We start from the raw sequence: 25457 nt of genomic DNA, 5'->3' as shown, positions 1-25457 counted from the left end.
ATTTTAAGAATCCGTTTAGACATCCGGGAACATCACGCTATTCCCCGGCGCTTCCCTGTGGAGATGGATAAAGTTCAGGTGCCGTTCATACTGGTCCAGAATATCCGTAATTACCTGCTCCTTGCTGTAATCCATCAAATCATTCCCCTGGCTCCCTTCCAGCAGGAAGGTCTCCAGCCGGTAGTAGGTCGATTTCCCGCTGCGCGCCCGGTAGGTGAACCCTGGCACCGAATACTGCTGCGGCCAGATCTGATAAACAAAGTTCTGCTCGTCGCCCATGTGCACCAGCAGATCCAGATGCCCCAGGGTTTCGCCCTCTTCCGGCGGCAGGTTTTTCAGCTCCACGTAGGCGCCACGCAGCTTCAGCTCCTGCGCCACCTCTTCCATCGCCGGGAAGCAGACCGTCTCCATCATCTGGCTGGTGTAGCGCGTGCCCGGGTAGTTCATCAGGCGCGACAGGCGTTTCTTCCAGCTCAACCTGTCCTGCGCGCCCATCGGCCGCGGCGCGGTGTCGCGGCTGGCGCTGACGCGGCGGTAGTCTTCCACCTTAAGCGATTTATACAGCCCGGCCATCACGAAGAAGATCACGAAGCTGAACGGCAGGCCCATGATCACCGTGGTGTTCTGCAACGCCGAAATGCCGTTGGTCATCAGCATGCCGAGCGTCAGCAGGCCGATGGCGACGGACCAGAAGATGCGCAGCCAGTTCGGCGCATCGCTGTTGATGTCTTTGAGCTTCGAAGTGAAGTTGCCCAGCACCAGCGCGCCGGAGTCCGCCGAGGTGACGTAGAACAGCAGGCCGGTAATGGTTGCTACGGACGCGCTAAAGGTAAACGCCGGATACTGCGCCAGCAGGCTGTAGAAGCCGCGCTCCGGGTGCACCATCGCTTCCTGCGCGAAGGTCGCATTGCCGTGGATAATTTCGTGCAGCGCGCTGTTGCCGAAAATCGACAGCCACAGCAGGGTGAAGGTGAACGGGATGATCAGCGTGCCCATCACGAACTGACGGATGGTGCGGCCACGCGAAATGCGTGCCAGGAACAGACCGACAAACGGCGACCAGGCCACCCACCACGCCCAGAAGAAGAGCGTCCAGTTGTTCATCCACTCCACCGGGCGGTCAAAGGCGAAGCTGTTCAGCGTCATGCCCATAAAGCGGTTCACGTAATCACCTACGTTGAGCACTAAGGCGTTGAGCAGGAATGAGGTGTCGCCCATAAACAGCACGAACAGGATCAGCCCCAGCGCCAGCGCGACGTTCAGCTCGGAGAGCACGCGAATACCTTTATCCACGCCGGAGGTCACCGAGATGGTAGCGATGATCACCGACAGTGCAATTAGCGCCGCCTTCGCCGCCATCGAATCCGGGATGTCAAACAGCACGCTCAGCCCGTAGTTAAGCTGCACTACGCCAATCCCGAGCGTGGTGGCGATGCCGAAGATGGTGCCGATCACCGCCGCGATATCGACGCTGTGGCCAATCGGGCCGTTGATCTTTTTCCCGAAAATCGGGTACAGCGCGGAGCGGATGGTAAGGGGCAAATTATAACGATAGCTAAAGTATCCGAGCGCCATGCCCATCAGGGCATACATTGACCAGCCCGTCAGGCCGTAGTGGAACAGCGTCCAGACCATCGCCTGACGCGCGGCCTCCATCGTCTGCCCTGCCCCTTCCGGCGGCTGCATATATTGCGTGACCGGTTCCGCCACGGAGAAGAACATCAGGTCGATGCCAATGCCCGCGGCAAACAGCATCGCGGCCCAACTCAGCAGGCTGAACTCGGGCTTGGACTGCTCCGGCCCAAGCTTCACCGAACCGAAGCGCGAGCAGGCAATGCAGACGACGAAGACGATATAGAGCGTCGCCGCCAGAAGGTAGTACCAGCCGAAGGTCTTCGACACCCAGTTCAGGGTGCGCCCAATCCACTCGGCAGAAAAATCACGAAAGAAGATGGTCGTCAGGGAAAACAACAAAATCAGCCCGGCGGACGTAAAAAAAACGACCGGGTTGATTTTGTCTTTTTCTCTGTCTTGTGAAAGGTCTGTCATCCAGTATCCCCACTGTTTTTGTAACTATTAAAATCCAAAATCGCAACAATTAAGACACATTTTATATTGAACGTCCAATCAAAAACCGCTTTAATAGATTACCAACGCTGATGAATGGAGTGGCAAAAATGCCCAAAGTGGGGATGCAGCCGATCCGGCGCAGGCAGCTCATCAATGCCACGCTGGAAGCAATTAATGAAGTGGGAATGCATGACGCAACCATCGCGCAAATCGCCCGTCGGGCGGGCGTGTCCACGGGTATCATCAGCCACTATTTCAAAGATAAAAACGGTCTGCTGGAAGCAACCATGCGCGACATCACCGGTCAGTTACGCGATGCGGTATTAAGCCGTTTACGCGCCCTGCCGGACGGCAGTGCAGAGCAGCGTTTGCAGGCGATTGTCGGCGGCAATTTTGATGAAACCCAGGTCAGCGGCGCGGCGATGAAGGCCTGGCTGGCCTTCTGGGCCAGCAGCATGCATCAGCCGATGCTCTATCGTTTGCAGCAGGTCAGCAGCCGCCGGTTGCTCTCAAATCTGGTGTACGAATTCCGCCGCGAACTGCCGCGTGAACAGGCTGAAGAGGCGGGCTACGGGCTCGCCGCACTGATTGACGGGCTGTGGCTGCGCGCCGCGCTCAGCGGCAAACCGCTGGATAAAACCCTGGCCCAGTCGCTTACCAGCCACTTTATCAGCCAGCATTTACCGACCGAATAACCGAGGAGGAAGCATGTCCCGAATGGCAGAACAGCAGCTTTATATCAATGGTGGTTATACATCCGCCACCAGCGGTCGCACCTTCGAGACCATCAACCCGGCCAACGGTGAAGTTCTGGCGAGCGTGCAGGCCGCCGGGCGTGAAGACGTGGACCGCGCCGTGGATAGCGCAAAGCGCGGGCAAAAAATCTGGGCGGCGATGACCGCCATGGAGCGCTCGCGCATCCTGCGTCGCGCCGTCGATATCCTGCGCGAGCGCAACGACGAGCTGGCAAAGCTGGAAACCCTCGACACCGGTAAAGCGTTTTCTGAAACCTCGACCGTCGACATCGTCACCGGCGCGGACGTGCTGGAGTACTACGCGGGGCTGATCCCGGCACTGGAAGGCAGCCAGATCCCGCTGCGCGAGACCTCCTTCGTCTACACCCGCCGCGAGCCGCTGGGCGTGGTGGCGGGCATCGGCGCGTGGAACTATCCGATCCAGATCGCCCTGTGGAAATCCGCCCCGGCGCTGGCGGCGGGCAACGCGATGATCTTCAAGCCGAGCGAAGTAACGCCGCTTACCGCCCTGAAACTGGCGGAAATCTACACCGAAGCGGGCGTGCCGGACGGCGTGTTTAACGTTCTGCCGGGTGTGGGCGCGGAAACCGGCCAGTACCTGACCGAGCATCCGGGCATCGCCAAAGTCTCCTTTACCGGCGGCGTCGCCAGCGGCAAAAAGGTGATGGCGAACTCGGCGGCCTCGTCCCTGAAAGAGGTGACGATGGAGCTGGGCGGTAAATCCCCGCTGATAGTGTTTGACGATGCGGATCTGGATCTCGCGGCAGATATCGCCATGATGGCCAACTTCTTCAGCTCCGGTCAGGTGTGCACCAACGGCACCCGCGTGTTCGTGCCCACGAAGTTCAAAGCCGCGTTTGAGCAAAAAATCGTTGAGCGCGTGGGCCGCATCCGCGCGGGCGACCTGTTCGATGAAAACACTAACTTCGGCCCGATGGTCAGCTTCCCGCACCGCGACAGCGTGATGCGCTACATCGCCAAAGGCAAAGAGGAAGGTGCGCGCGTGCTGTGCGGCGGTGACGTGATGAAGGGTGACGGCTTTGATAACGGCGCGTGGGTTGCCCCGACCGTGTTCACCGACTGCACCGACGAAATGACCATTGTGCGCGAAGAGATCTTCGGCCCGGTGATGTCCATTCTTTCCTATGACACTGACGAAGAGGCCATTCGTCGCGCCAATGACACCGACTACGGTCTGGCGGCGGGCATTGTCACCGCCGATCTGAACCGCGCCCACGGCGCTATTCATCAGCTCGAAGCGGGCATCTGCTGGATCAACACCTGGGGCGAATCCGCCGCGGAGATGCCGGTGGGCGGATACAAACACTCCGGCATTGGCCGCGAGAACGGCGTCATGACGCTTCAGAGTTACACCCAGGTGAAGTCCATCCAGGTTGAGATGGGTAAATTCCAGTCCATATTTTAACCGGGAGGTTTATTTGCAATTTGACTACATCATTATCGGGGCCGGCTCTGCCGGCAACGTTCTGGCAACACGACTGACTGAAGATCCGAACACCACCGTCCTGCTGCTTGAGGCGGGCGGGCCGGACTACCGCTTTGACTTCCGCACCCAGATGCCTGCCGCGCTGGCCTTCCCGTTGCAGGGCAAGCGCTACAACTGGGCGTATGAAACCGAGCCAGAGCCTTTCATGAACAACCGCCGCATGGAGTGCGGACGCGGAAAAGGGCTGGGCGGCTCGTCGCTGATCAACGGCATGTGCTACGTGCGCGGCAACGCAATGGATCTGGACAACTGGGCGAAAGAACCGGGTCTGGAGCACTGGAGCTATCTCAACTGCCTGCCCTACTACCGCAAGGCAGAGACCCGCGACGTGGGGCCGAACGACTACCACGGCGGCGACGGTCCGGTGAGCGTCACCACCTCTAAGCCGGGCGTGAACCCGCTGTTTGAAGCGATGGTGGAGGCAGGCGTGCAGGCGGGCTACCCGCGCACCGACGATCTCAACGGCTATCAGCAGGAAGGCTTTGGCCCGATGGATCGCACGGTCACGCCGCAGGGCCGACGCGCCAGCACCGCGCGCGGCTATCTGGATCAGGCTAAACCGCGCCCGAATCTGACCATCCGCACCCACGCCATGACCGATCACATTATCTTTGACGGCAAGCGCGCGGTGGGCGTCGAGTGGCTGGAAGGCGAAAGCACCATTCCGTCAAAAGCGACAGCGAAGAAAGAGGTACTGCTGTGCGCGGGCGCTATTGCGTCACCGCAGATCCTCCAGCGCTCCGGCGTGGGCAACGCTGAACTGCTGAAGCAGTTTGAAATCCCGCTGGTACATGATTTACCCGGCGTGGGGGAAAACTTGCAGGATCACCTGGAGATGTACCTTCAGTATGAATGCAAAGAGCCCGTTTCCCTCTACCCTGCCCTGCAGTGGTGGAATCAGCCGAAGATTGGCGCGGAGTGGCTGTTTGGCGGCACCGGCGTGGGTGCGAGCAACCACTTCGAAGCGGGCGGGTTTATCCGCAGCCGCGAGGAGTTCGAGTGGCCGAATATTCAGTATCACTTCCTGCCGGTAGCGATTAACTACAACGGCTCGAACGCGGTGAAAGAACACGGTTTCCAGTGCCACGTAGGCTCCATGCGCTCGCCGAGCCGCGGGCACGTACGGATTAAGTCCCGCGACCCGCATCAGCATCCGGCGATCCTGTTCAACTATATGTCCCACGAGCAGGACTGGCAGGAGTTCCGCGACGCGATCCGCATCACCCGTGAGATCATGCACCAGCCGGCGCTGGACAAATACCGTGGGCGCGAAATCAGCCCGGGCGTCGAATGCCAGACCGACGAACAGCTGGACGAGTTTGTGCGTAACCATGCCGAAACCGCGTTCCATCCGTGCGGCACCTGCAAAATGGGCTATGACGAGATGGCGGTGGTTGACGGTGAAGGCCGCGTTCACGGGCTGGAAGGGTTACGCGTGGTAGATGCGTCGATTATGCCGCAAATTATCACTGGCAACCTGAACGCCACCACCATCATGATTGGTGAGAAGATTGCCGACGCCATTCGCGGGCGCGAGCCGCTGGCGAAGAGCACGGCGGCGTATTATGTGGCGGATGGGGCGCCGGTTCGCCGCTGAGTGCGAACTTCTCCTCTCACCCCGGCCCTCTCCCAAAGGGAGAGGGTATAATCGTCCCCTCTCCCTTTGGGCTGAGGGTTCCCCACAAATTAATGCGAGCACTGAGCAATCCCCTCGCCCCTCCGGGGAGAGGGTTAGGGTGAGGGAAAATTATTTTCGAAATTCCTCTAACCGCCTGACCTGCCGCCCTTCCGCGTCAAAATTCTCCGCTGCCAGCCAGGCGCGCAGCTCCGTGTCCCTTTGCGGCCACTCGCCGTCAATAATCGAAAGCATATCGCTGTCGCGGTTGCGTCCTTTGCGCACCAGCTTCTGGCGCAGACGTCCCTCCCAGACGAACCCCAGCCGCTCCGCCGCGCGGCGTGAGGCGGTGTTCATCGAATCGCATTTCCACTCCAGCCGACGATATTTATGCTCAAAGGCGTTTTTCAGCAGTAGCCACACCGCTTCGGTGCCAATGCGGGTGCCTTTCATCTTGCGCGACCAGGTGACGTGGCCAATTTCCACCGATCCCAGAAAGCGTTCAATCGCTATATAGCTCACCAGCCCTACCGCCTTTTCGGTGCGCAGATCGATAACGGCAAAGGGCACCAGGTCGTCATCCAGCACCTTTCCGAGCACCCAGTGCGCAGTAGCCTCAACGCTCACAGGCTGGGTGCTGGCAAGCCACGTCCAGTCGCTGTCATCGCCCAGTGCGTAAGCTTCAAACAGATCCGCCGCGTGGCGTTCTGCGTCCAACGGTTCCAGACGACAATACTGGCCGGTTAGCGGCGTGCGAGTTAGCGCTCGGGCACATTTCCAGTCGGGGACGATATCGTTAACGGTTTGACCATGTTGATTGATTTCGGGCACGGCGGTGACTCCCTGCAAGGTAAGGAGTTTGTTATAGCAGGTTAAAAAGCGGTCGAAAAGGAAGAACGTGCAGGCCGGGTAACGCGTAGCCGCCACCCGGCATAAAATTACTTCAGCAGCTTAACCGTCGCGTCGATGTCGATTTCATCTTCGGTGAAGATCATCGTCGTGTTCTGGAAGGTGGTGATCGCCAGCTTCTTCACCGTGCGCATCTCGCCCGGTTTTTTCTCACTTTTCGGCTTGATGCTGTTCATCAGTAGCCCCACCGACAGCACCGCGTTCTCTTTGTCGATTTTGGTCTCAACGGGCTCTTCTTCGCTGAACACCACGAAGGATTTGATCGAGGTGAGCTTCACGCGCTCGCCCGCGATATAAAGATGCTTGCTCTCCGGGATCACCTTCACCGCATACGCGGAAAGGCCTTTGGTGTTTGTGGTGGGTTCGAAGGTCACCGCCGCATCTTTCTTAATCAGATCAGGGTTGGCGACCTTAATCACGTGAAAATAGCGGTTGTCGCCGTTTTCATCTTTGATAAATCCGAAGCCTTTATCTTTAAACCACGTTGTGATTGTACCGTTCATCGCTGTTACCGCCTGTCAGATCTTAAGACTAAAGTTTTGCAGCGCGCAGTGTAATGCACAATGGCTGAGGAGACAAAAAAAAGCCCCTGCACGGGAGCAGGGGAAAGTTCATGTCAGAGCTTATTAGAATTTAGTTGAACACCATCCCACCATCAATCAGCAGCGACTGACCGGTCATGTAGTCGGAGTCTGGTCCGGCGAGGTAAGAGACGCAGGCGGCCACATCTTCCGGTTCGGACAAACGGCCAAGCGTGATGCGTTTGGCAAAGGTTTCCGTTCCGTAGCCGAGCGGTTTACCCGCCGCCTCGGAGACCTGACGGTCGATCTCCGCCCACATCGGCGTTTTGACGATGCCCGGGCAATAGGCGTTAACGGTGATCCCCAGCGGCGCGAGATCCCGCGCGGCGGTCTGGGTTAAGCCACGCACCGCGAACTTGCTGGAGCTGTACACCGCCAGTTCCGGGTTGCCGGTATGGCCCGCCTGGGAGCAGGCGTTGATGATTTTACCGCCGTGCCCCTCTTTGCGGAACGCGTCAATCGCGGCCTGAATGCCCCAGATCACCCCTTTCACGTTGATGTTGTAGACCTTGTCGACAATTTCCGGCGTGATGGATTCGATTGGCGTGGACGGCGCCACCCCGGCGTTGTTGACGATGACGTTGAAGCCGCCCAGCGCGGTGCGGGCTTTTTCCACCGCCGCAAACACCTGGTCGCGGTCAGAGACGTCCACCTTCACGGCGACGGCTTTCCCGCCGTTGCGGGTGATCTCATCCGCGACCGCTTTCGCCGTCTCTTCGTTGTAATCCGCAATAGCGACGGCAAAGCCGTCCTTCACCAGGCGAAGCGCGATCGCTTTGCCAATCCCCTGGCCGGAGCCGGTTACGAGAGCCACTTTTTGCATTTCTCTGTCCTTATATTGATTCACAAAATCTGGCTGAGATGGAGCTGGCCCATCAGCAGCGGGTTATCGCTGTAGTCGACGGGAATGGCCACCACGGCCGGGCCATCGACATCCATTGCGGCACGCAGCGTCGGTTCGAGCGCGTCGGCGCTCTCGACGGCAAAGCCTTTCGCACCGAAGGCGTCGGCATAGGCTTTAAAATCGACCGGGCCAAACTCCACGCCGGAGAGACGCTGGTATTTTTTCTCTTCCTGGATCGCCACCATGTTGTAGGCGTTATCCACCCAGATGATGTGCAGCACGTTGGCATTGAGGCGCACGGCGGTTTCCAGCTCCATGCTCGACTGCAAAAATCCGCCGTCCCCGGAGACCGACACCACCTTGCGCCCCGGGTTGACCAGCCACGCGCCAATCGCCCACGGCAGCGCCACGCCCATGGTCTGCTGTCCGTTGGAGATCATCACCTGACGCGCGCGGAAGCTGTAGAGGTAGCGGGCGATCCAGATGTGGAAGCTGCCCATGTCGACGGTGAGCGTTACGTCGTTATTCACGATGTCCTGCATGGCGCGCACGATGCGCAGCGGATGCAGGGCAAACTGGTTTAGCGATGCGCCGCGACGGTCGAGGAGGTCACGCTGATGCTGGCGATCGACAAGAATTTCCGAGGCGCGCTGGCTGAGTTCAAGTTTGTGCTCGATTCGGCTGGCAAGCAGATTCAGCGTGGCGGCAATATCCCCGACCAGTTCCAGATCGGGAACATACTTGCGCTCCTCATAGGCGGGCAGCACGTCAATGTGCACCAGCGTCGCGTCGCCGCTATTCCACATGGACGGCTCGTATTCCACCGGGCTGTAGCCGATGCAGATAATCAGATCCGCCAGATGCAGCAGCCGATCTCCGGCCTGGTTGTTGAACAGGCCGACGCGTCCGGCGAAGCGGGTGAAGTGCTCCTGATTCACCGCCCCGGCGGCCTGATAAGTGCTGGTGACCGGAATGCGGCTTTTCTCCAGCAGCGTGCGCAGCGCGGCGCTGTTCGCGGGCTGGCTGGCCATCAGGCCGAGTAAAATGACCGGGTTTTTGGCGTTCTCGATAAGCTTCGCCACGTCGTTAATGGCGGACTCCGGTGCCGGGCCCATCAGCGCCGGGCCGCTGGCGGGTAAAATCGCCCCCGTGGTGGGCTGGTCGACAATATCCTGCGGCAGGCTGACAAACGCCCCGCCCGGCCTGCCCTGCTCGGCAGCGCGAAACGCGTTCGACACCACCTCGGCAATCGCGTCCGGGGAGTTCACTTCTACGGCGTATTTGGTCACCGGGCTGAACATGGCGACAGTGTCCATGCTCTGGTGCACCAGCTTGGCTTTATCCGCCCGCTTCACCGCCCCGCCCAGCGCGACGACCGGGTCGCCTTCGCTGTTGGCGGTGGCGATGCCGGTGATCAGGTTGGAGCAGCCCGGCCCGGAGGTGACCAGCGCGACTCCGGCCTTGCCGGTTAACCGCCCTACCGCTGCCGCCATAAACGCCGCGTTCGCCTCGTGACGCACCGGGATAATCTCGATGGAGGAGTCCAGCAGAGAGTCAAAGACCTTGTCGATCTTCGCGCCCGGGATCCCGAACACCTGCTTCACGCCCTGCGCTTCCAGCTGGCCGACAACCATATCGGCGCCGTGCGCCCACTGACGTGACTGTTTCTCACTGTTCACGGTAGTTCTCCTGTTAGTTTTCGACGGCGCGGATAGCCGCATCAAGGTTGCTGGGGTGCAGGTTGGCCTGTAAAAACGCGCTGTCGGCGGGCAGGTCAATCATCAGCTTGTGGATTTCGCCGAAGGTGAGCACGCCGCTCTCCAGCTGATAGTCGAGCAGATGTCCCCCGCCCTGACGGTCGTCGGTGATAAAGTGCTCGTGATAGCCCGCCACGTTGATGCCCTGCATATGCTGCGGGGTGCGGAACCCGACCAGCACGCCCTCGCGCTGGTTAAAGCGGAACACCGGCTGGTCGTCCAGCACGTCGGTCATCGCCCGGTACGGAGGCGTCTGGCGCGGAACGGTGCGGGTATGCGCATGGCGGAAGTTGCCATCGATGCGCAGCGCGCAGAACAGGTTATCGGAGGGGATCTGCTGGTCGATCACGTCGTGGATCTGCTGACGGCTGACCGGACCGTTAAAGGTTTTGCGGTACTGCGGCTGGAACCAGGTCATCACCGCGAACGGCGTTTTTTGCTCCGGCTTAGCGGCGCGGGCGCTGCCGTCGGCGCGCAGCTGGTACACCTGGCTGCTGAAGGCAATCATTTCACCGTCCAGCTCGTTAAAGGTGCCGAGACCAAAATCACCGTGTGCCAGCAGGTCGGCGATCGTCGTCTCCCCTTCGTAGACGCCGCTTAGCAGGGCGCTCATTAGCGATGTCTGATAGATCACGCTGTCAGTATGCTGAGCCAAGAACCCACGCAGGGTCTCGCATAAACTCGCCTCACAGTCGCATGCAGATGAATGCATCATCATGCCCGTCCTCTTCAACTTTATTTATAAAGGTTAAATAAATGTTGACCCGATTCAGCAGAGAGTTCCAATATAGAATCCATGCTGGTTTGAGACGTTTTTGATATGGAACTTCGTTATCTGCGCTATTTTGTCGCGGTTGCACGCGAGCGACACTTCACCAGGGCGGCCAAAGCGCTGGGTATTTCACAGCCTCCACTGAGCCAGCAGATTAAACGGCTTGAGGAGGAAGTGGGCACACCGCTGTTCAGGCGCCTGACGCGGGGCGTGGAGCTGACCGAGGCGGGAGAAGCCTTCTATGAGGACGCCTGTAAGATCCTGGCGCTGAGCGACGCCGCGCTGGAGAAAGCCCGGGGCATCGCGCGCGGCCTGAACGGCAGCCTGTCGATTGGCATCACCAGCTCCGACGCCTTTCATCCCAAAATTTTCGCGCTGATTCGTCAGTTTCAGGTGCAGAACATGGCGGTGCAGGTTCACCAGGTGGAAGCCAATATGTCTTCGCTGACGACAATGCTGGCGGAGGGTGAACTGGATATCGCCTTTGTGCGCCTGCCGTGCGAAAGCAGCAAGGTGTTCGAGTTGAAAATCCTCGACCGGGAGCCGATGGTGGTGGCGTTGCATCGCGATCATCCTCTGGCTGCGTGCGATTCGCTGGCGTTAGAGCAGCTTCGGGATACACCGGTGGTGCTGTTCCCCCAGGAGGTCGCGCCGGGACTGTATGACCGCGTTTACGGCAGCTGCGAGCGGGCCGGATTCGATATGCAACACACGCTGCAATCTTCACAACTTTCCTCTTCTCTGAGCATGGTCTCCGCTGGCGGCGGGTTCGCGCTGGTGCCGAAATCGATGGCCGCTATTTCTCCGCCGAATGTCACCTACCACGCGCTGAGCTCACCGGAGCTTTATACCGATATCGCGCTCTGCTGGCGGCGCTTTGAACGCTCACGGACGGTGAAACGGTTTCTGGCGATGATGAGCGAGGGGGAACGGGAGCAGGGATGAACCTTTTCAGAAACTGCGGACTGTATTGATGCTCAATTTATTGCGAAGCAGTTTTTGAGGCTGAATTTGAAGGGAGTATGGGCAGGCTGCCATATAAAACTCAGTACCATTACCCTTTAAAAATAAAAAACCCGCACAGGTGCGGGTTAATTTTTATCAGTACAGCTTAACTGCTCGGACTATTGTCTTCATCGCTATCGTACGCCGCACTGATATTTAGCGCGGGTTACAGTGGAGAAACGTTTCCAGCTGCTGGACCTTTTGCGCCATTCTCAATGGTAAAGGAAACTTTCTGACCTTCATCAAGCGTTTTGAAGTTGTCGCTCTGAATTGCAGAGAAATGTACGAATACATCTTTGCTGCCGTCGTCAGGGGTGATAAAGCCAAAACCTTTATCTGCGTTGAACCATTTTACTAAACCAGTCATTTTATTAGACATAGATAAATCCTTAATTTATGAGCCACTTAAGCGCGGCGATGATGGCCTGTATTTCGAGAGTTACTTATTTGGCACTTAGGAGGAGGCTCACGAAGAAGGAGTATCTACTGATAACACCTGAACTGAGGACTGCTTTACTAAAACTGCTTTCATAAGGTCTGTATTCCAAACCGATGACGCTATTAAGACACAGCGAAATTTATTGCGCAATGATTATTATTATTTATTTTAACCATTTAAACGCCCGGATGGCTGGTCGCGGTGCCAGACATCGTTCTGGCTTGAGGTCTACCATGTACTACAAAATGTCTACGCTTTCACTGTGCCGGGAGTTTGGGGTGTTTTGTTCACAGGCGGGAAAATCCTCCCGCGCGACGCAGACATCATTAGAAGGGATGCTCAAAATGAAAAGGTCTGCGTAAGACGTAACCGCAGTGCAAACTGTGCCCGGGGGCGCTGCGCTTGCGCGGGCCTACGGGTCGTATCGCGGTGGTTTTGGAGGCCGGGTCGGGCGTAGCCGCCACGCGGCAATCCCCTTCTGGAAGCCGCCTCGCAAACCTGCAAGCAACCTTATGTAATTCAGGGTTATCCCTTTTCATCCCTTCTTCACGGTCGTAAAGTGCCTGCGTTGCGGCACATCCGTAACCGGGCGTAGGAACCCGTTAGCATAACATGACACTTTTCTGCACGACGAGGATGCTAAATGGCTACTACACCTAACTTTTCTTATTCGCTCTCTGAAGAAAGCGCTGTTCATCAGCTCATCAACGCTTCAATTTCCGATTTTGCGAATCTTTTCGAGCTGGCTGATACCTGCGCCGCGTATGTCAGCGTGCTGGTGGAAACTGACGACACAGTGACGTTTACCACGCTCTGCAAGCGATTGCTGGCCGCGCTGAAGCGGCTGCGTGAGTGCTGTGACTCAGAGCTTCCGTCGTATCTGGTTGAGCAATTGATTGCAGGTGAAAAGATTACTTCCTGCGTGCCGGACTGCTGGCAGGAAACGGTGTTGCAGGTGGATTATGCCGTGGCATTAACGCTGGCGGTGATGGGCGGGACACTGCCTGCGAGCGTGGCGAAAGAACTCACCGGATTGCTGCATGATATGGTTTGGCTGTTGGCGGAGTTTGTGAAGGAGCCGTATATTTCGGCGCACTGAGGCGGATGATGGGTACCGAAATGCTGATGGGGGCGAAACAGAGTTTCGGCGCTGAAATGATTCATTACTTTTGAAAATTATAAGGTCAGGAGCCGGGAAAAAGTTTGATAACTGAATAGAAAAACACTCTTCTTATTAAAATAATTAGCCCCTGGCAGTACGTTGGATTACTATTTCGTTCACATAATGCTCAATCAAAATACGGTACTCTCGATTAAATTTTGAAATAAATTCCTGAAGCTGCTCTTGCGTTGTATGAAGAGTATTAAAAACAAGCTCATCAAAGTTATGTTGAGTTATGCGGTCATGCCCCTTCAGCGTTGAACGCTGGAGCAAGGTATGTGCCGTCACTTCGAGAACGGCTCGCCGGTAATGAACGGACAACAAGACATCCAAATCGACCTAACAAATAACAAACTCGAGATTAAAGCTGAGGAATCCCGACTCGACAGGTAATGAATAGATTAGTCTATCATCTAACTTATCAACATAAGGTTCGTAGCCGTCTCCCATCAATCGTAGCATTTAGCCCTTTCTCCTTTCGTCATCAATCCGAATCTATATAATCAAATCCATTAAACATCAAAATGCTATAGCTTCCCAATTGTATTCAGGCACAGAAGGCATATTATAATGTGCAAGTCCCCGGATGTTAACATTCATTTATATCTAAGCTGAACTTTATGCTTTCGCTCCATATTTGCATAAATAATAAATTTAATGGTTACCAAACAGTCTTAATAAATCCAGCACATGCCGGATTATAAGCCCTTCAATTTTTAATAAATGACTAATGTTAATCATCTTTGTCTGATACTCAATCTTACCTTTGAACATGAACAACTTCACTGTTGAGAATCTTGTAAACTTCCTCTGGATTTTCAAGTAAGCAATTCTTGTATAAATTCTGAGAACGAATCAGCGACCAACTTAACCTCTTTATCGTCCATCTGAAAAAGAAATATCTTTCCTAATGAATCATTAGATTTGAGGGATAATAGAAATAGTTCCCGCCGTCATCATAGGCAAAGGGAACCATATTTCTCAACTCGCCAAACGACGCAACAAGATCACGATTGAGTTGCTCAATCGGCAGGTCACCATATTTTATAGGGTTAAAACCACCAAGCATAAAAGGTTTACTATTTTCATTATTATGAAGATACCCGCCATTATTTTTAAGATAAAAATCAAGAAATGACGCGGGAAGATGATGATCAAAGTACGCATTGAATGCGTTTATTTCGTCTAAAGTCAGTTTATTTGCTGAATCAGTAAGATACTTTAGCATTTTCCTCCAACGGATCTGCGGGCACGGTTTCTAGCTAGATTAGTATAGGCATTTCCAGTGGCAGCCTTGTACTGACTAACGCCACCAGTATCGAAATTTCCTGATGAGCACTTTGTTTAACCAATTGCATAGTCCCTTTGTTAGTTTCAGGATTCTAATCATCAAGATGGTTCCAGAAATAACCACTTGGCGTCGTTTTTGATTCAATCCGGCCTCAATATTTGCAGCATGGGAATCTTGCAAATAATCTGTGGTATATTCAATAGAGATAACAAGATTAATGCCAGCTTTATTATACAAGACATTACTTCCCGAATAATCCAGCCCGCCAGTAGGGGTTTGAACAATACCACTGTATCCATACTCACTAAGCTTGGCGATTGGATAAACGGTAAGACCTTACGGATCAATCCACCCCAACGGATTAGGCGCTTACTGATAAAGGTTCCACCCGCCATTCAACCCAATCGGATCCTGAAAAATAAACCGCACTACCTGCGGGTCGCAGCAGTAACATTCAACTTAATAGGTAAAACAAGTCGGAAAATTATAAACATTTCCCGGCGTTTTGTTCGAATAACTAAAATACAGTTATTAAACGTAAGCAAGCAACCGTTTCTTGAGATACTCTATAAAATTATCAGCATAAGGTTGAATATTCTCCCCTAATGATACATATATTTTTTCCATTTCATTTGCATCAAAAAAGAACTCTTCGCCAAAATCCGTATTCGATACAACAACTCTTCCATTTTTTAAATTATCATTTGCTATAGTATTTTGATATACTACATCTCCACCTACTGCCTCATCAAAAGGCAGGCCGTAAATACTATATATTTCCTCACCACAGATATCTCCGCCACCGTAATTGTTTAAAAACCACTTATAGCTAGCAGGAAAAGTCACTGATAATGCTTTTTCGGCAGCATCGATCCAGTCACTTCCTGGAGAATATTCAGACGTTCCCATGTTAATTAAATCAGAATATTTATCAAAAAGCTCTACTAATTCTTCTCTGTTCATAGGAAATCACTCGCTCTATTTGTCCGATATTGGAATATTTCTGGATTACAATGGATTCACCGTTTGAACACTAGAAAGTGTGTTCTCATGTCTTTAAAAGTAAATGATCTTCTCCTAAAACAGATTTCCCGCTTCGATCTTTTAAAGTACTAGCTCAACTTTTGATGGTTGCTGGCTCACTGGTATTCCGGCATCAATTTTCGCTGCCCTAAAGGCTGCATTTCTCGATTTAAATTTAGTAGTACAGCTAGAAAGACCCAGCGGATCAATCCACCCCAACGGATTCGGCGCATACTGATAAAGGTTCCACCCGCCATTCAGCCCAATCGGATCCTGCACAATAAACCGCCCGACCTGCGGGTCGTAGTAGCGGAACAGGTTATAGTGCAGTCCCGTCTCACCGTCAGCGTACTGCCCGGCATAGCGCAGCGGCTGGTGTGCCATCGCCGTGCGATTCACAACCCGTGAGAACCCTTCGCTCTGATGGCGCACTTCGCCAAAGCTGCCGTACTGGCCGCTCCAGCGCACCGCGCCGCGCTCGTCGGTCACTTCCAGCAGCGCGCCGTTCAGATCGGTATTGAACCAGTAAATCTCACCGCTGCTCTGGTCACGAAGGTGATCCACCCGTGCCAGCGGGCTCCAGGCTTCATTCGGGTCGTATACATAGGTGCTGCGCAGCCCGCTCTCCTGCTGCTCCTGCAACAGGCGGTAGCCCTGCCACAGGAAGCGGGTGTCGGTGGTGCCGTGCGTCGTGGTGACGATTTTGCGCGTACGGCGGCCCAGCGCGTCGTAGTGATAGCGCGCCTCAAACCGCCCTTCCGGCCCGGTTCCCCGGGCGGACACCAGCCGGTTCTCGGCGTCATACGCATAATGCTGCTCGTACAGCCCGATGCGGCGGCTGACCAGGTTGCCCCAGTGGTCGTATTTCATAAACAGCGCCTGCCAGTGCTGGAGGCGGTTATCCGTAACCGGTACCGCATCGTCACTGGCGGCGAGGTTATCCGCGGCGTCATAGCTGAACTGCGCGCGGCTGTGTCCCTGTCGGGCCTCGTAGTGCTTCAGCAGACGCCCTTCGGCGACGTAGCCGTAGTCCACCTCACCGCGCTGGGTGTCGCTGACGCCGGAAAGCTCACCGCGCACGGTGTAGCGGTACAGGCGTTCCAGTAGCGCCTGCTCCGGCAGGGTCACGTCCGTGCTCAGTTCGCTGCGCTGCTGGGTGCGTCTGCCGAGGCTGTCATACTGACGGAGCTGCTCGCGCGGGCCCTGGGTGCGGCGCACCTCGCGGTGCAGGCGGTCGCGGGTGAACTCGGTCACCAGCTGCTGCCCGAAGCGGATGGCGCTGACGTGGCCGGAGCCGTAGTGCAGCCAGGCCAGCTTTTGCTCGCCGGGCAGCGTCAGGCCGGTCAGGTTGCTCAGGGCATCCCATTCGTAGCCCACCGCGCCGTTAATGCCGGACTCGCTCAGCACGCGTCCGGCGGCGTCGTGGCGGTAAGCGATCTCATCGCTTTCGATACCCAGGGCAACGCCTTCGGCCGTCGGCGTGCGGCGGATGCGGGTAATCTGGCCGCTCAGGTCGCGGAAGTAGCGGTTTGCATAAGACAATCATGCTACCGCCACACCCTGATAAATTAAGCTATCTGCACGATACTTATGTTACTTTCTAATAAGTAGGTTAAATAGAAAAAACTTACTCATAGTATCCTGCTTTTTAAGGTCAACTTTGTCGGCATTACCTATTCCAACCGTAAACCTAAATCTCTGCCGGACATACACGCAAGCCCAACTTGCCCCTTCATGAGCAACTGACTCGCAGAGAAGGGATTTGAGACCGGGCGCAGCGTCGCCATGAATATTTCGAACAGCTATATTTTTCTGATGGCGGATAATTATGTTGTGTAGGAGCTATCCAAGTAACATTATCTGGCTAGACATATGGACAAAGGGACTAAGTGTACGCCTATGTAGCACTTCCCCAAAATTAGAATAATAAAAAAGCCGGAAAGATAAAAAGTTCTTTCCAGTCCTTTTTATTAATAAGTTAACTAATTTATAAAAAACAACCTTACCATTCTTTCAGATTATCAACTGAATCAAACTCTTGGAAACCAATTCCATTTTCTTTGCAATATTCAACGGCTTTATCCCATATGTTACCATCAAAAACAATTACACTCCCTCCAGCGACAGGAGTAAAAAACCAGTAAAAAAGAAATTGGTAACCTTCCTTTATTAAAGAATTTATTACACTTACATCAACTCCACCATAATCATCATAAAGATTAAGTAGTTCAGGTTTGTCAGGTAAAATCTCTTCAGGCAATCCTTTATTAGTTCTTAACTTATTTTTCAGAAGCATCTTGCGATACTCCTCCAGTTGTTTATTCACTTGTTCATTATTGTTGCCATAAAAATAAAGCCCATTTCTACTTATGGCTGAGCAAGCATCAAGACTTTGTCCCTCTTTATTAAAACACATAAGATTTGTAAATAAAGAGGACAAAAGCCCCTTCGATTTTTCAGTTAAAAAATCATAAGGACCATATCCATTACTATCTATATTATATTGATAGCAAATACAATAAGCCTCCGATGATAAATCAGTTTTAAAATGACCTGATCGAACTATCCATTCGGAAATAGGAAATTTAATTAATTGCTCAGGCATATAATTTACCATGTAAAAATCACCTCATTACCTTTAGGGTTAATCACATGCACATGACCATTAGAATGATGCTCAGACATACCAGTTTGACTGGCATCCGGGTGGCCGTCGGGATGCTCAAACCAATGATTTTTCTAATTAGGATTACGCCTACCTGGTAGCAGATAAACCTAAAGAAGCTTTTACCAAAAAGCTAAAGGGATAAAATTTTAACTCAGCGCTAGATATTATTAAAGCATCACGACCGTAAATCATACCATATTTTGTTTCTCGTGCCTTTACATTCATGTCAACGATATCCCGTCGTGTTTATCGAATTACAAAATTAACCAGTTGAAACTAAGCATCTTAAAATATTAACACTTTGGCGGAGATAGTGTTTTAAATAGAGGTGAGCAATTATTATTAAATTATACAAATATATATTTTCCTGAAGCCTGATATTAATACCATATTCACTTAGAAAGAATTATATAAAAGCCATTTAAAAAATTAAGAAAAAAAGTGTATTCTGAATAAAAAATATCATCTGTATTTGATAAGCCGAAAATAATCGATATTAATCCGGCCTTGATTAATCACTTGTCTTTATGAGTACTGCCAAAAACCAGCTATGATATTCCCGCCAGATATGTTTTTATACAAATACAAAGCACCGTAACCAAAGATGTAATCACCATCAAGCAATGCATCAGGATAATAGTCTTCATCTATCTGCATGAAAAATTTATAACCACCCTTTTGCAAAGCATCAAAATAATAATTTTCAGATTGTATTAACCTTGCTTCTTCGGTTTTAGTGATAAAATCAAACTCTTCACTTTCAACCTTATCATACCCAACAATAACTGCCTTGTTAATGTGTTTTATCGTAAATGCATCATTATTGCTTTCATCAGAAAAAGTATGTGTGAAAACTTTTACTGAACAATTAGGATAGATATTATTATCAATTATGTCATCATATTCGCCTGGAGTAAGTATCGTAATATACTCATGTCCATCATCAGGATTCTGAACTGTCAAATAAAACTTATAACCCCGAACAATATCTAGTTTATCTAAAAAGAATTTAGGGATATTTCCACCAATCCGCCCAATGTCATTACCATCAGAAAAGATACTTATTTTAGAGATTAGATTACATTTAATCATTTCTTAAACTCGCTCCCATAAAAAGTACATTCTCTCTTTCCTAATTCCCATAACCATTTCAGCAAACAAATTCTTAGCATTTTTAAGTCACATTTATGATTAACTACAATGTACGTCTCTTCAGGCATGATTAAAAAAAACTAACAAAAGCCGGAAAATTTTACTTTCTTTGCAGGCTAATAGATTTAATAAATCCTGGAGTCTGAGCGTGGTTCAACATCTCTTATACCAAGTTGATTCGTTTTTTCAAAAATTAAATCATAGCAGTAAACAGTCTCTTCCCCCTTTAATAAATGAACCCCTTCAAGGCTCACTCTATATATTCCTTTAGGAACATCAGTGTTAATCCAACCAGTATAATCTTCCCACTCCCAAAACACTGCCATATCAGCAACGTATAAATCACCAGTTACATTAAGATAGAAATATTTATCTGTGAATATGACTTCCCTGTCTTTATTGTCGGGAAATTCATTTAAAAAAAGCCTAACAACATAGCCACCATCATCAAGGCCCATGATAGGTAAGGCAATACCTTCATTAAGAACAAGATCCCCTTTGTCTGTGGTGGTGAATTCCTGGAGAATGTTATCTCCATCCTCTATCTTCCCACCAAATGGGGCCAGTATTCCTGGATAATCGAAAATTATTATCCCGTTAAAATCCACATCAATGTCAATTGTTTTAACCACACCTACCTCCTGATGCCTTACCTGTTTCTTCAATATGAACAACGCAAGCAATTCTGAATCTGCTTCTTTAGGAGTGACATTTTGACTAAGATTCCAGCCGTCGAAGGAAACCTTAAATCGTTTGTTATATGTGAAACGGAATCTAAATTACGGCTAGTCACATTTAATAGATCGTCCGCGGATCCTTGCCACGGCCCTTGATTTTTTCCAGTACCATTTTTAATAGCTCTATATAGTTCTTCATGCATTCCAGCGCTATAAGGATCCGGGAAAAACGTTGGCATATTTTTCATAGTACCAAGATCGGTTGGTCCAATGCTGTTGGCTATGTTTCGTGGCATTAAATGGTATCCCATTCCATTTGGGTTCCATGCCCATTGCATTAACCCTAATAAATTTATCCAGGTAAGTTGGTTGGGAACATTTGAGTATAAGTTTAACCCTCCCTTTAACACTCTCGAAGCCTGCACAATAAACTGACAGATCGGTGTATAGCAGAAAAGGAAATATGTTATTAATGAAATAATTGGGCACTTCATCATTACATCAATGAAGCCCCCTGTAAAAAGTAGTGATCAACAAAGCCCCCCTCTTACGAGGGTAAGAACCTGTATCACCATGCTTCATCTTCAGGAATTATTTTTCCAATAAAACTTTCAAAATTTGGCTCAAGATAGATCTCCTCCTGATTTTCCAAATCACAAAAATATACTGCACCATCATTTACCCCAACACAATAGGGGAACCCACCTCCATCAATTGCGAATGGTATAAAATTTTCTGCAAGAATTTTTTTGTTAACTACTAAATCCTTATAGTAATCATCAACAGTTAATATGCCCGATTTTTTAGTATGTAATATAGGTAGGAAATATTTTATATCATTCTCGTAGTGTTCGCTTTGATAAACACGACGACCTTCGTCCAGTATGCCACCATTACTTATAAGCCATATAGACTTTAAGGCATTAGGAAAAGTTACGCCCAGCGAAACTTCGATCTTGCCCAGCTCATCAGCAGATACAGCAGGGGAAGAGTCTATAAGTTTAATCATCATTTCTCTCCTATTGACAATGTTTAGGAATACGACCTCTCAGCCATCCTTTACTATGAGATATTTTTATAGCTTCAGGAGAGCCATACTTCACTCCAAAATGTTTTTCGAACTGAGATACAGATCCCTTATGCGGGAAAGATGCTTTGTGCGCCTCAGTCGTGACCAACTGCATAGTTGACTTACCCGTTTTTGGATCAAAATCATCAAGGTGATGCCATGTATATTCGCTTGCATCAGCTTCACTTATGCCTGCAAGTTTGTAGGCTTCTGTGAAATCCCGCCCCCTTGATCCTTGAAGGGTAATTTCAACGATATTTCGTTGCGTCCCAGTAACAGGATAAAGTGATGGGCTTCCACTAAAGTCAACGCCGCTCAATGCCAGACCCATAGGGTCTATCCATAACAGAGGGTTAGGGGCATAATTATATAAATTTAAGTTTCCACCATTGAACCCAATCGGATCCTGCACAATAAACCGCCCGACCTGCGGGTCGTAGTAGCGGAACAGGTTATAGTGCAGCCCCGTTTCACCGTCAGCGTACTGCCCGGCATAGCGCAGCGGCTGGTGTGCCATCGCCGTGCGATTCACAACCCGTGAGAACCCTTCGCTCTGATGGCGCACTTCGCCAAAGCTGCCGTACTGGCCGCTCCAGCGCACCGCGCCGCGCTCGTCGGTCACCTCCAGCGGCGCGCCGTTCAGATCGGTGTTGAACCAGTAAATCTCACCGTTGCTCTGGTCACGAAGGTGATCCACCCGCGCCAGCGGGCTCCAGGCTTCATTCGGGTCATAAATATACGTACTGCACAGCCCGGTTTGCTGCTGCTCCTGCAACAGGCGGTAGCCCTGCCACAGGAAGCGGGTGTTGGTGGTGCCGTGCGTCGTGGTGACGATTTTGCGCGTGCGGCGGCCCAGCGCGTCGTAGTGATAGCGCGCCTCAAACCGTCCTTCCGGCCCGGTTCCCCGGGCGGACACCAGACGGTTCTCGGCGTCATACGCGTAATGCTGCTCATACAGCCCGTTGCGGCGGCTGACCAGGTTGCCCCAGTGGTCGTATTTCATAAACAGCGCCTGCCAGTGCTGCAGGCGGTTATCCGTGACCGGTGCCGCAGCGTCACTGGCGGCGAGGTTATCCGCGGCGTCGTAGCTGAACTGCGCGCGGCTGTGTCCCTGTCGGGCCTCGTAGTGCTTCAGCAGACGCCCTTCGGCGTCGTAGCCGTAATCCACCTCACCGCGCAGGGTGTCGCTGACGCCGGAAAGCTCGCCGCGTGCGGTGTAACGATACAGGCGTTCCAGTAGCGCCTGCTCCGGCAGGGTCACGTCCGTGCTTAGCTCGCTGCGCTGCAGGGTGCGTCTGCCGAGGCTATCATACTGGCGGAGCTGCTCGCGCGCGCCCTGAGTGCGGCGTACCTCACGGTGCAGGCGGTCGCGGGTGAACTCGGTCACCAGCTGCTGCCCGAAGCGGATGGCGCTGACGTGGCCGGAGCCGTAGTGCAGCCAGGCCAGCTTTTGCCCGCCGGGCAGCGTCAGGCCGGTCAGGTTGCTCAGGGCATCCCATTCGTAGCCCACCGCGCCGTTAATGCCGGACTCGCTCAGCACGCGCCCGGCGGCGTCGTGGCGGTAAGCGATCTCATCGCTTTCGATACCCAGGGCAACGCCTTCGGCCGTCGGCGTGCGGCGAATGCGGGTAATCTGGCCGCTCAGGTCGCGGTAGTAGCGGTACTCCGCGTGGCGCTGAGTGCGCCCGATCAGCAGCCCGCTGTCGTCATAGCTGAACTGCTGGACGCGACGGGCGATACCGCCGTCGGCGGCAGGCCGGCCGTTTTCTTCGAGCGCGCAGAGGAACCCTCGCGCGTCCCATTCCATATGGCGCACGGTCTCGTCCGGGCGCGTTTCGCTGAGCGGGCGGCCCACGGCGTCATAGGTGAAGCGGTATTCCGCCCCGTTGCCGTTATCGAGTCGCAGCAGGTTACCGCGCGGGTCGTAGCGCCACTGGCGCACGCGGCCAATACGGTCGGTGAGGCTGACCGGGAGGCCGAGCGCGTTATAGGCCCAGCTCACCTCGCTTTCCAGCGGGTCGCGCCAGCCCGTGAGCTGGCCGCGTTCGTTCCACACCAGCGACTCGCGGCTACCGTCCGGATGGATCACGGCGCTGAGCAGCCCGGCACGGCTCCACTCCCGCCGCGTGATATTCCCTTCTGCATCTTCGCTGGCAATCAGCTGCCCGAAGCGGTCGTAGGTGAAGCGGGTGACGCTGCCGGAGCAGTCGGTGCGCTGCGTCAGCAGCCCCTGGTGGTTCCAGACCAGGCGCACCACGCCGCCGATGGCGTCGGTGATGCTCTCCGGGAGGAATTCTTCATCATCGGGATAGCGATACGCGGTGGTGCTACCGGCCGGATCCGTCTCCGACAGCAGGCGACCGCGAAGGTCGTACATGGCCTGCGATGAGGTACCGTCCGGGTAAACCGTGCGGGTGATGCGGTCGGTCAGGCGATGCCAGTGATACTCCGTGCGGCGGCCCGTCGGGTCCGTCTCGCTGGTCATGCGGCCGTATTTGTCCCACGTGCTGCGGCGCATCGCCCCGCCCGGCAGAATGACGTGGCAGAGCTCGCCGTCGCGGTAGACAAACGTCGTCTGGCGACCGTCGTAATCCGTGAAGCGCGCGATGTTGTCGTCGTCATCCACCAGCCAGTGCGCCTGCGCGCCGTCTTCGCGGGTCGCGCGGCGGGTGCCGTTCTCAAAATCGTATTCGAACGTCAGCTGTTCGCCGCCGCTATGGCGGAAGCCGACCACGCGCGGCAGGCCGTCAATCTCCCGCCAGCGGTATTCGCTCAGCAGGCCGTTGGCGTCCTCATGAGCGCTCATCAGCCCGTCCTGCCAGCTGAAGCGTCGGCGCACGCTACCGCCCCGGCCGGTCACGGAGACCAGCTGGCGCTGTTCATCATAAGCGTAACTGACCAGGCAGATCTCGTCATCCAGCCAGGCGCCAACGAGCCTGTCGCGGTCGTAGCGGCAGACCACGCGCTGGCCCGCGCTGTCGGTCAGGGCATGCAGGGTATTAGCCGCATTCCACTCAAAGAGGATATCGTTGCCGCAGGGTTCGGAGAGGCGCTGGAGCAGCGACGGGGCATCATCCCGCAGCGGCGCATAGTGCCAGCGCTCGCCGCTGACGTCATACACCGACCAGCTGTCGTCCTGGTGATGTTCAAGCCAGTTTTTTTCGCTTTCGCAGTAGGAGCGCATCCCTTTCGGGACCTTCGGGAAGGCGACGTAATCGCCGGACGGTGCGCGCCACACCAGGCCGTCCTGATAAGGCTCCAGGCGGCTTTCCCAGAACAGGCTCCATCCGCGGCCCAACACGCTGTCGCCGGGATTGCCGCTGCGCCAGTAGCGCTGCCAGCGCACCGGAAGACGGGAAGGCAGGACGAAGTCCAGCTCATCATCCCCGCTGAGAAACTTCTGTCCGCTGACGATATCCACCGGGCGGGCGATGATCCCCGCGGCCGCCACGCCGGTCATCAGCGTGCCGGCGCGACAGGCGATACGGGCCAGCTTGTTGATGCCGGGGATTTTGCCCAGCAGCTTAGAGAGCGCCCCGACTTTGCCAGCGGCGCCGCCCCAGCCGCCGAGAAGCCCGGCGAACAGCAGGGTAAGATCGGAGACCTTGTAGAGCCACTCGGGCACTTCAGACTGAATGGGGAGGGTTTGCTGCGGATCGCCGCCGATAATGACGTTGTCAGAACCGGTCATCACCTTCGCGTCGCAGGTGGTGCGATCCCCGATGCGTGACGCAGGCTGGCTGTTAATGGAGACTCGCTTAGAGCCTTCGGCCATCTGCTGCGAGCCGTCGTCAGAACAGTCGACGGTGCTATCGGTGGCAAGCGCGGCGGGTTTACCGTTGATAAACACGTTGGGCGAGCCGGAGGTGATGACGCCTTTCTTCGTCATGCTGGATGCCCCGGCGTCGGCGATGCTGTCCCTGGCGGCAGTCGCCAGCTCCCCGGTGTAATATCCCACGGCCAGGCTGGCGCCGACGAGCAGGACGCCCACGCCAAGACAGGATGCGCCGAGACCGGCAATAAACATGGCCCCCGCCAGAATGCCCCCGGCTGCGGCAATCAGGCCGCCGACAATCGTTCCGGCAATCATCCCGGCCAGCGCACCGGAGTGGCCGATATCATCACCAACGCGTGCTGCTTCAAACATAACAACGGTCCCTG

General features: G+C 53.7%; 18 protein-coding genes and 3 pseudogenes. 5 read left to right on the top strand and 16 right to left on the bottom strand.

Annotation, left to right across the window (positions count from 1 at the left end; translation table 11 throughout):
• Positions 1-15 precede the first annotated feature (15 nt).
• Positions 16-2049, bottom strand: coding sequence for a choline BCCT transporter BetT (betT, locus tag L2Y28_RS05565; protein WP_022647365.1), 2034 nt, complete (start codon positions 2047-2049; stop codon positions 16-18).
• Positions 2050-2177: 128 nt separating this feature from the next.
• On the opposite strand from betT, the gene betI reads away from it, so the two are divergent.
• Genes betI through betA form a run of 3 tightly spaced genes read left to right on the top strand, consistent with a single transcriptional unit; the run spans position 2178 to position 5929 of the window.
• Positions 2178-2765 (top strand): transcriptional regulator BetI, encoded by a 588-nt coding sequence (gene betI / locus L2Y28_RS05560; protein WP_022647364.1) that lies wholly within the window; start codon positions 2178-2180, stop codon positions 2763-2765.
• Positions 2766-2778: 13 nt separating this feature from the next.
• Entirely contained in the window at positions 2779-4251 is a 1473-nt protein-coding gene (gene betB / locus L2Y28_RS05555; protein WP_022647363.1) for a betaine-aldehyde dehydrogenase, read from the top strand.
• Between the two features lie 13 nt (positions 4252-4264).
• Positions 4265-5929 (top strand): choline dehydrogenase, encoded by a 1665-nt coding sequence (gene betA / locus L2Y28_RS05550; RefSeq protein ID WP_022647362.1) that lies wholly within the window; start codon positions 4265-4267, stop codon positions 5927-5929.
• Between the two features lie 150 nt (positions 5930-6079).
• On the opposite strand, the gene L2Y28_RS05545 is transcribed toward betA, so the two are convergent.
• The 5 genes from L2Y28_RS05545 to budA form a co-directional block, all read right to left on the bottom strand.
• A complete protein-coding gene (locus L2Y28_RS05545; RefSeq protein ID WP_022647361.1) occupies positions 6080-6778 on the bottom strand; it encodes a GNAT family N-acetyltransferase in 699 nt (232 codons plus the stop codon).
• Positions 6779-6885: 107 nt separating this feature from the next.
• A complete protein-coding gene (locus tag L2Y28_RS05540) occupies positions 6886-7359 on the bottom strand; it encodes a cold-shock protein (RefSeq protein ID WP_022647360.1) in 474 nt (157 codons plus the stop codon).
• A gap of 130 nt (positions 7360-7489) precedes the next feature.
• A complete protein-coding gene (locus tag L2Y28_RS05535; RefSeq protein ID WP_022647359.1) occupies positions 7490-8260 on the bottom strand; it encodes a (S)-acetoin forming diacetyl reductase in 771 nt (256 codons plus the stop codon).
• A 20-nt stretch (positions 8261-8280) separates the two neighbouring features.
• On the bottom strand, positions 8281-9915 hold the full coding sequence (alsS, locus tag L2Y28_RS05530; RefSeq protein ID WP_226860900.1) for an acetolactate synthase AlsS: 1635 nt from the start codon (positions 9913-9915) through the stop codon (positions 8281-8283).
• Between the two features lie 58 nt (positions 9916-9973).
• Positions 9974-10753: an acetolactate decarboxylase gene (gene budA / locus L2Y28_RS05525; RefSeq protein WP_087878362.1), complete on the bottom strand. Its 780-nt coding sequence runs from the start codon at positions 10751-10753 to the stop codon at positions 9974-9976.
• A 105-nt stretch (positions 10754-10858) separates the two neighbouring features.
• On the opposite strand from budA, the gene L2Y28_RS05520 reads away from it, so the two are divergent.
• The gene (locus L2Y28_RS05520) at positions 10859-11755 is read left to right on the top strand and encodes a LysR family transcriptional regulator (RefSeq protein WP_022647356.1); all 897 of its coding nucleotides are present in this window, start codon (positions 10859-10861) and stop codon (positions 11753-11755) included.
• A 226-nt stretch (positions 11756-11981) separates the two neighbouring features.
• Here L2Y28_RS05520 and cspA read toward each other — a convergent pair whose 3' ends face one another.
• Complete coding sequence (cspA, locus tag L2Y28_RS05515) at positions 11982-12194, bottom strand: RNA chaperone/antiterminator CspA (RefSeq protein WP_022647355.1); 213 nt, start codon at positions 12192-12194, stop codon at positions 11982-11984.
• Positions 12195-12897: 703 nt separating this feature from the next.
• Here cspA and L2Y28_RS05510 point away from each other — a divergent pair.
• A complete protein-coding gene (locus L2Y28_RS05510; RefSeq protein ID WP_022647353.1) occupies positions 12898-13353 on the top strand; it encodes a hypothetical protein in 456 nt (151 codons plus the stop codon).
• A gap of 144 nt (positions 13354-13497) precedes the next feature.
• Here the strand turns inward: L2Y28_RS05510 and L2Y28_RS05505 are convergent.
• From L2Y28_RS05505 to L2Y28_RS05465, 9 genes and pseudogenes are all read right to left on the bottom strand, one after another.
• Positions 13498-13878: pseudogene (locus L2Y28_RS05505) on the bottom strand (hypothetical protein).
• A gap of 356 nt (positions 13879-14234) precedes the next feature.
• Positions 14235-14644: pseudogene (locus L2Y28_RS05500) on the bottom strand (SMI1/KNR4 family protein).
• 594 nt (positions 14645-15238) lie between these two features.
• Positions 15239-15670, bottom strand: coding sequence for an SMI1/KNR4 family protein (locus tag L2Y28_RS05495; RefSeq protein ID WP_022647349.1), 432 nt, complete (start codon positions 15668-15670; stop codon positions 15239-15241).
• Positions 15671-15916: 246 nt separating this feature from the next.
• Positions 15917-17254 (bottom strand): annotated as a pseudogene (locus L2Y28_RS05490) (RHS repeat-associated core domain-containing protein); the annotation flags it as partial.
• 478 nt (positions 17255-17732) lie between these two features.
• Entirely contained in the window at positions 17733-18335 is a 603-nt protein-coding gene (locus L2Y28_RS05485) for a hypothetical protein (protein WP_126494005.1), read from the bottom strand.
• Positions 18336-18923: 588 nt separating this feature from the next.
• Positions 18924-19490, bottom strand: coding sequence for a hypothetical protein (locus tag L2Y28_RS05480; RefSeq protein WP_022647345.1), 567 nt, complete (start codon positions 19488-19490; stop codon positions 18924-18926).
• Positions 19491-19675: 185 nt separating this feature from the next.
• The gene (locus L2Y28_RS05475; RefSeq protein WP_022647344.1) at positions 19676-20182 is read right to left on the bottom strand and encodes a hypothetical protein; all 507 of its coding nucleotides are present in this window, start codon (positions 20180-20182) and stop codon (positions 19676-19678) included.
• Between the two features lie 613 nt (positions 20183-20795).
• On the bottom strand, positions 20796-21239 hold the full coding sequence (locus L2Y28_RS05470; protein WP_032621640.1) for an SMI1/KNR4 family protein: 444 nt from the start codon (positions 21237-21239) through the stop codon (positions 20796-20798).
• A gap of 7 nt (positions 21240-21246) precedes the next feature.
• A complete protein-coding gene (locus L2Y28_RS05465; RefSeq protein WP_022647341.1) occupies positions 21247-25443 on the bottom strand; it encodes an RHS repeat-associated core domain-containing protein in 4197 nt (1398 codons plus the stop codon).
• Positions 25444-25457: the final 14 nt, after the last annotated feature.

The organism is Enterobacter sp. JH25 (genome assembly GCF_021725435.1).
Classification (GTDB): domain Bacteria; phylum Pseudomonadota; class Gammaproteobacteria; order Enterobacterales; family Enterobacteriaceae; genus Enterobacter; species Enterobacter intestinihominis.
The sequence above is the reverse complement of the archived record's forward strand: the minus strand, read 5'-3'. Positions and strand labels throughout refer to the sequence as shown.

Bases quoted from the DNA above. Each gene is read 5' to 3' on its own strand.
- betT (WP_022647365.1), bottom strand. From the start codon at position 2,049: ATGACAGACCTTTCACAAGACAGAGAAAAAGACAAAATCAACCCGGTC.
- L2Y28_RS05540 (WP_022647360.1), bottom strand. From the start codon at position 7,359: ATGAACGGTACAATCACAACGTGGTTTAAAGATAAAGGCTTCGGATTT.
- budA (WP_087878362.1), bottom strand. From the start codon at position 10,753: ATGATGCATTCATCTGCATGCGACTGTGAGGCGAGTTTATGCGAGACC.
- L2Y28_RS05480 (WP_022647345.1), bottom strand. From the start codon at position 19,490: ATGATTAAATGTAATCTAATCTCTAAAATAAGTATCTTTTCTGATGGT.
- L2Y28_RS05510 (WP_022647353.1), top strand. From the start codon at position 12,898: ATGGCTACTACACCTAACTTTTCTTATTCGCTCTCTGAAGAAAGCGCT.
- L2Y28_RS05495 (WP_022647349.1), bottom strand. From the start codon at position 15,670: ATGAACAGAGAAGAATTAGTAGAGCTTTTTGATAAATATTCTGATTTA.
- L2Y28_RS05465 (WP_022647341.1), bottom strand. From the start codon at position 25,443: ATGTTTGAAGCAGCACGCGTTGGTGATGATATCGGCCACTCCGGTGCG.
- cspA (WP_022647355.1), bottom strand. From the start codon at position 12,194: ATGTCTAATAAAATGACTGGTTTAGTAAAATGGTTCAACGCAGATAAA.
- L2Y28_RS05470 (WP_032621640.1), bottom strand. From the start codon at position 21,239: ATGATGATTAAACTTATAGACTCTTCCCCTGCTGTATCTGCTGATGAG.
- L2Y28_RS05485 (WP_126494005.1), bottom strand. From the start codon at position 18,335: ATGCCTGAGCAATTAATTAAATTTCCTATTTCCGAATGGATAGTTCGA.
- L2Y28_RS05520 (WP_022647356.1), top strand. From the start codon at position 10,859: ATGGAACTTCGTTATCTGCGCTATTTTGTCGCGGTTGCACGCGAGCGA.
- betB (WP_022647363.1), top strand. From the start codon at position 2,779: ATGTCCCGAATGGCAGAACAGCAGCTTTATATCAATGGTGGTTATACA.
- L2Y28_RS05535 (WP_022647359.1), bottom strand. From the start codon at position 8,260: ATGCAAAAAGTGGCTCTCGTAACCGGCTCCGGCCAGGGGATTGGCAAA.
- betI (WP_022647364.1), top strand. From the start codon at position 2,178: ATGCCCAAAGTGGGGATGCAGCCGATCCGGCGCAGGCAGCTCATCAAT.
- alsS (WP_226860900.1), bottom strand. From the start codon at position 9,915: ATGGTTGTCGGCCAGCTGGAAGCGCAGGGCGTGAAGCAGGTGTTCGGG.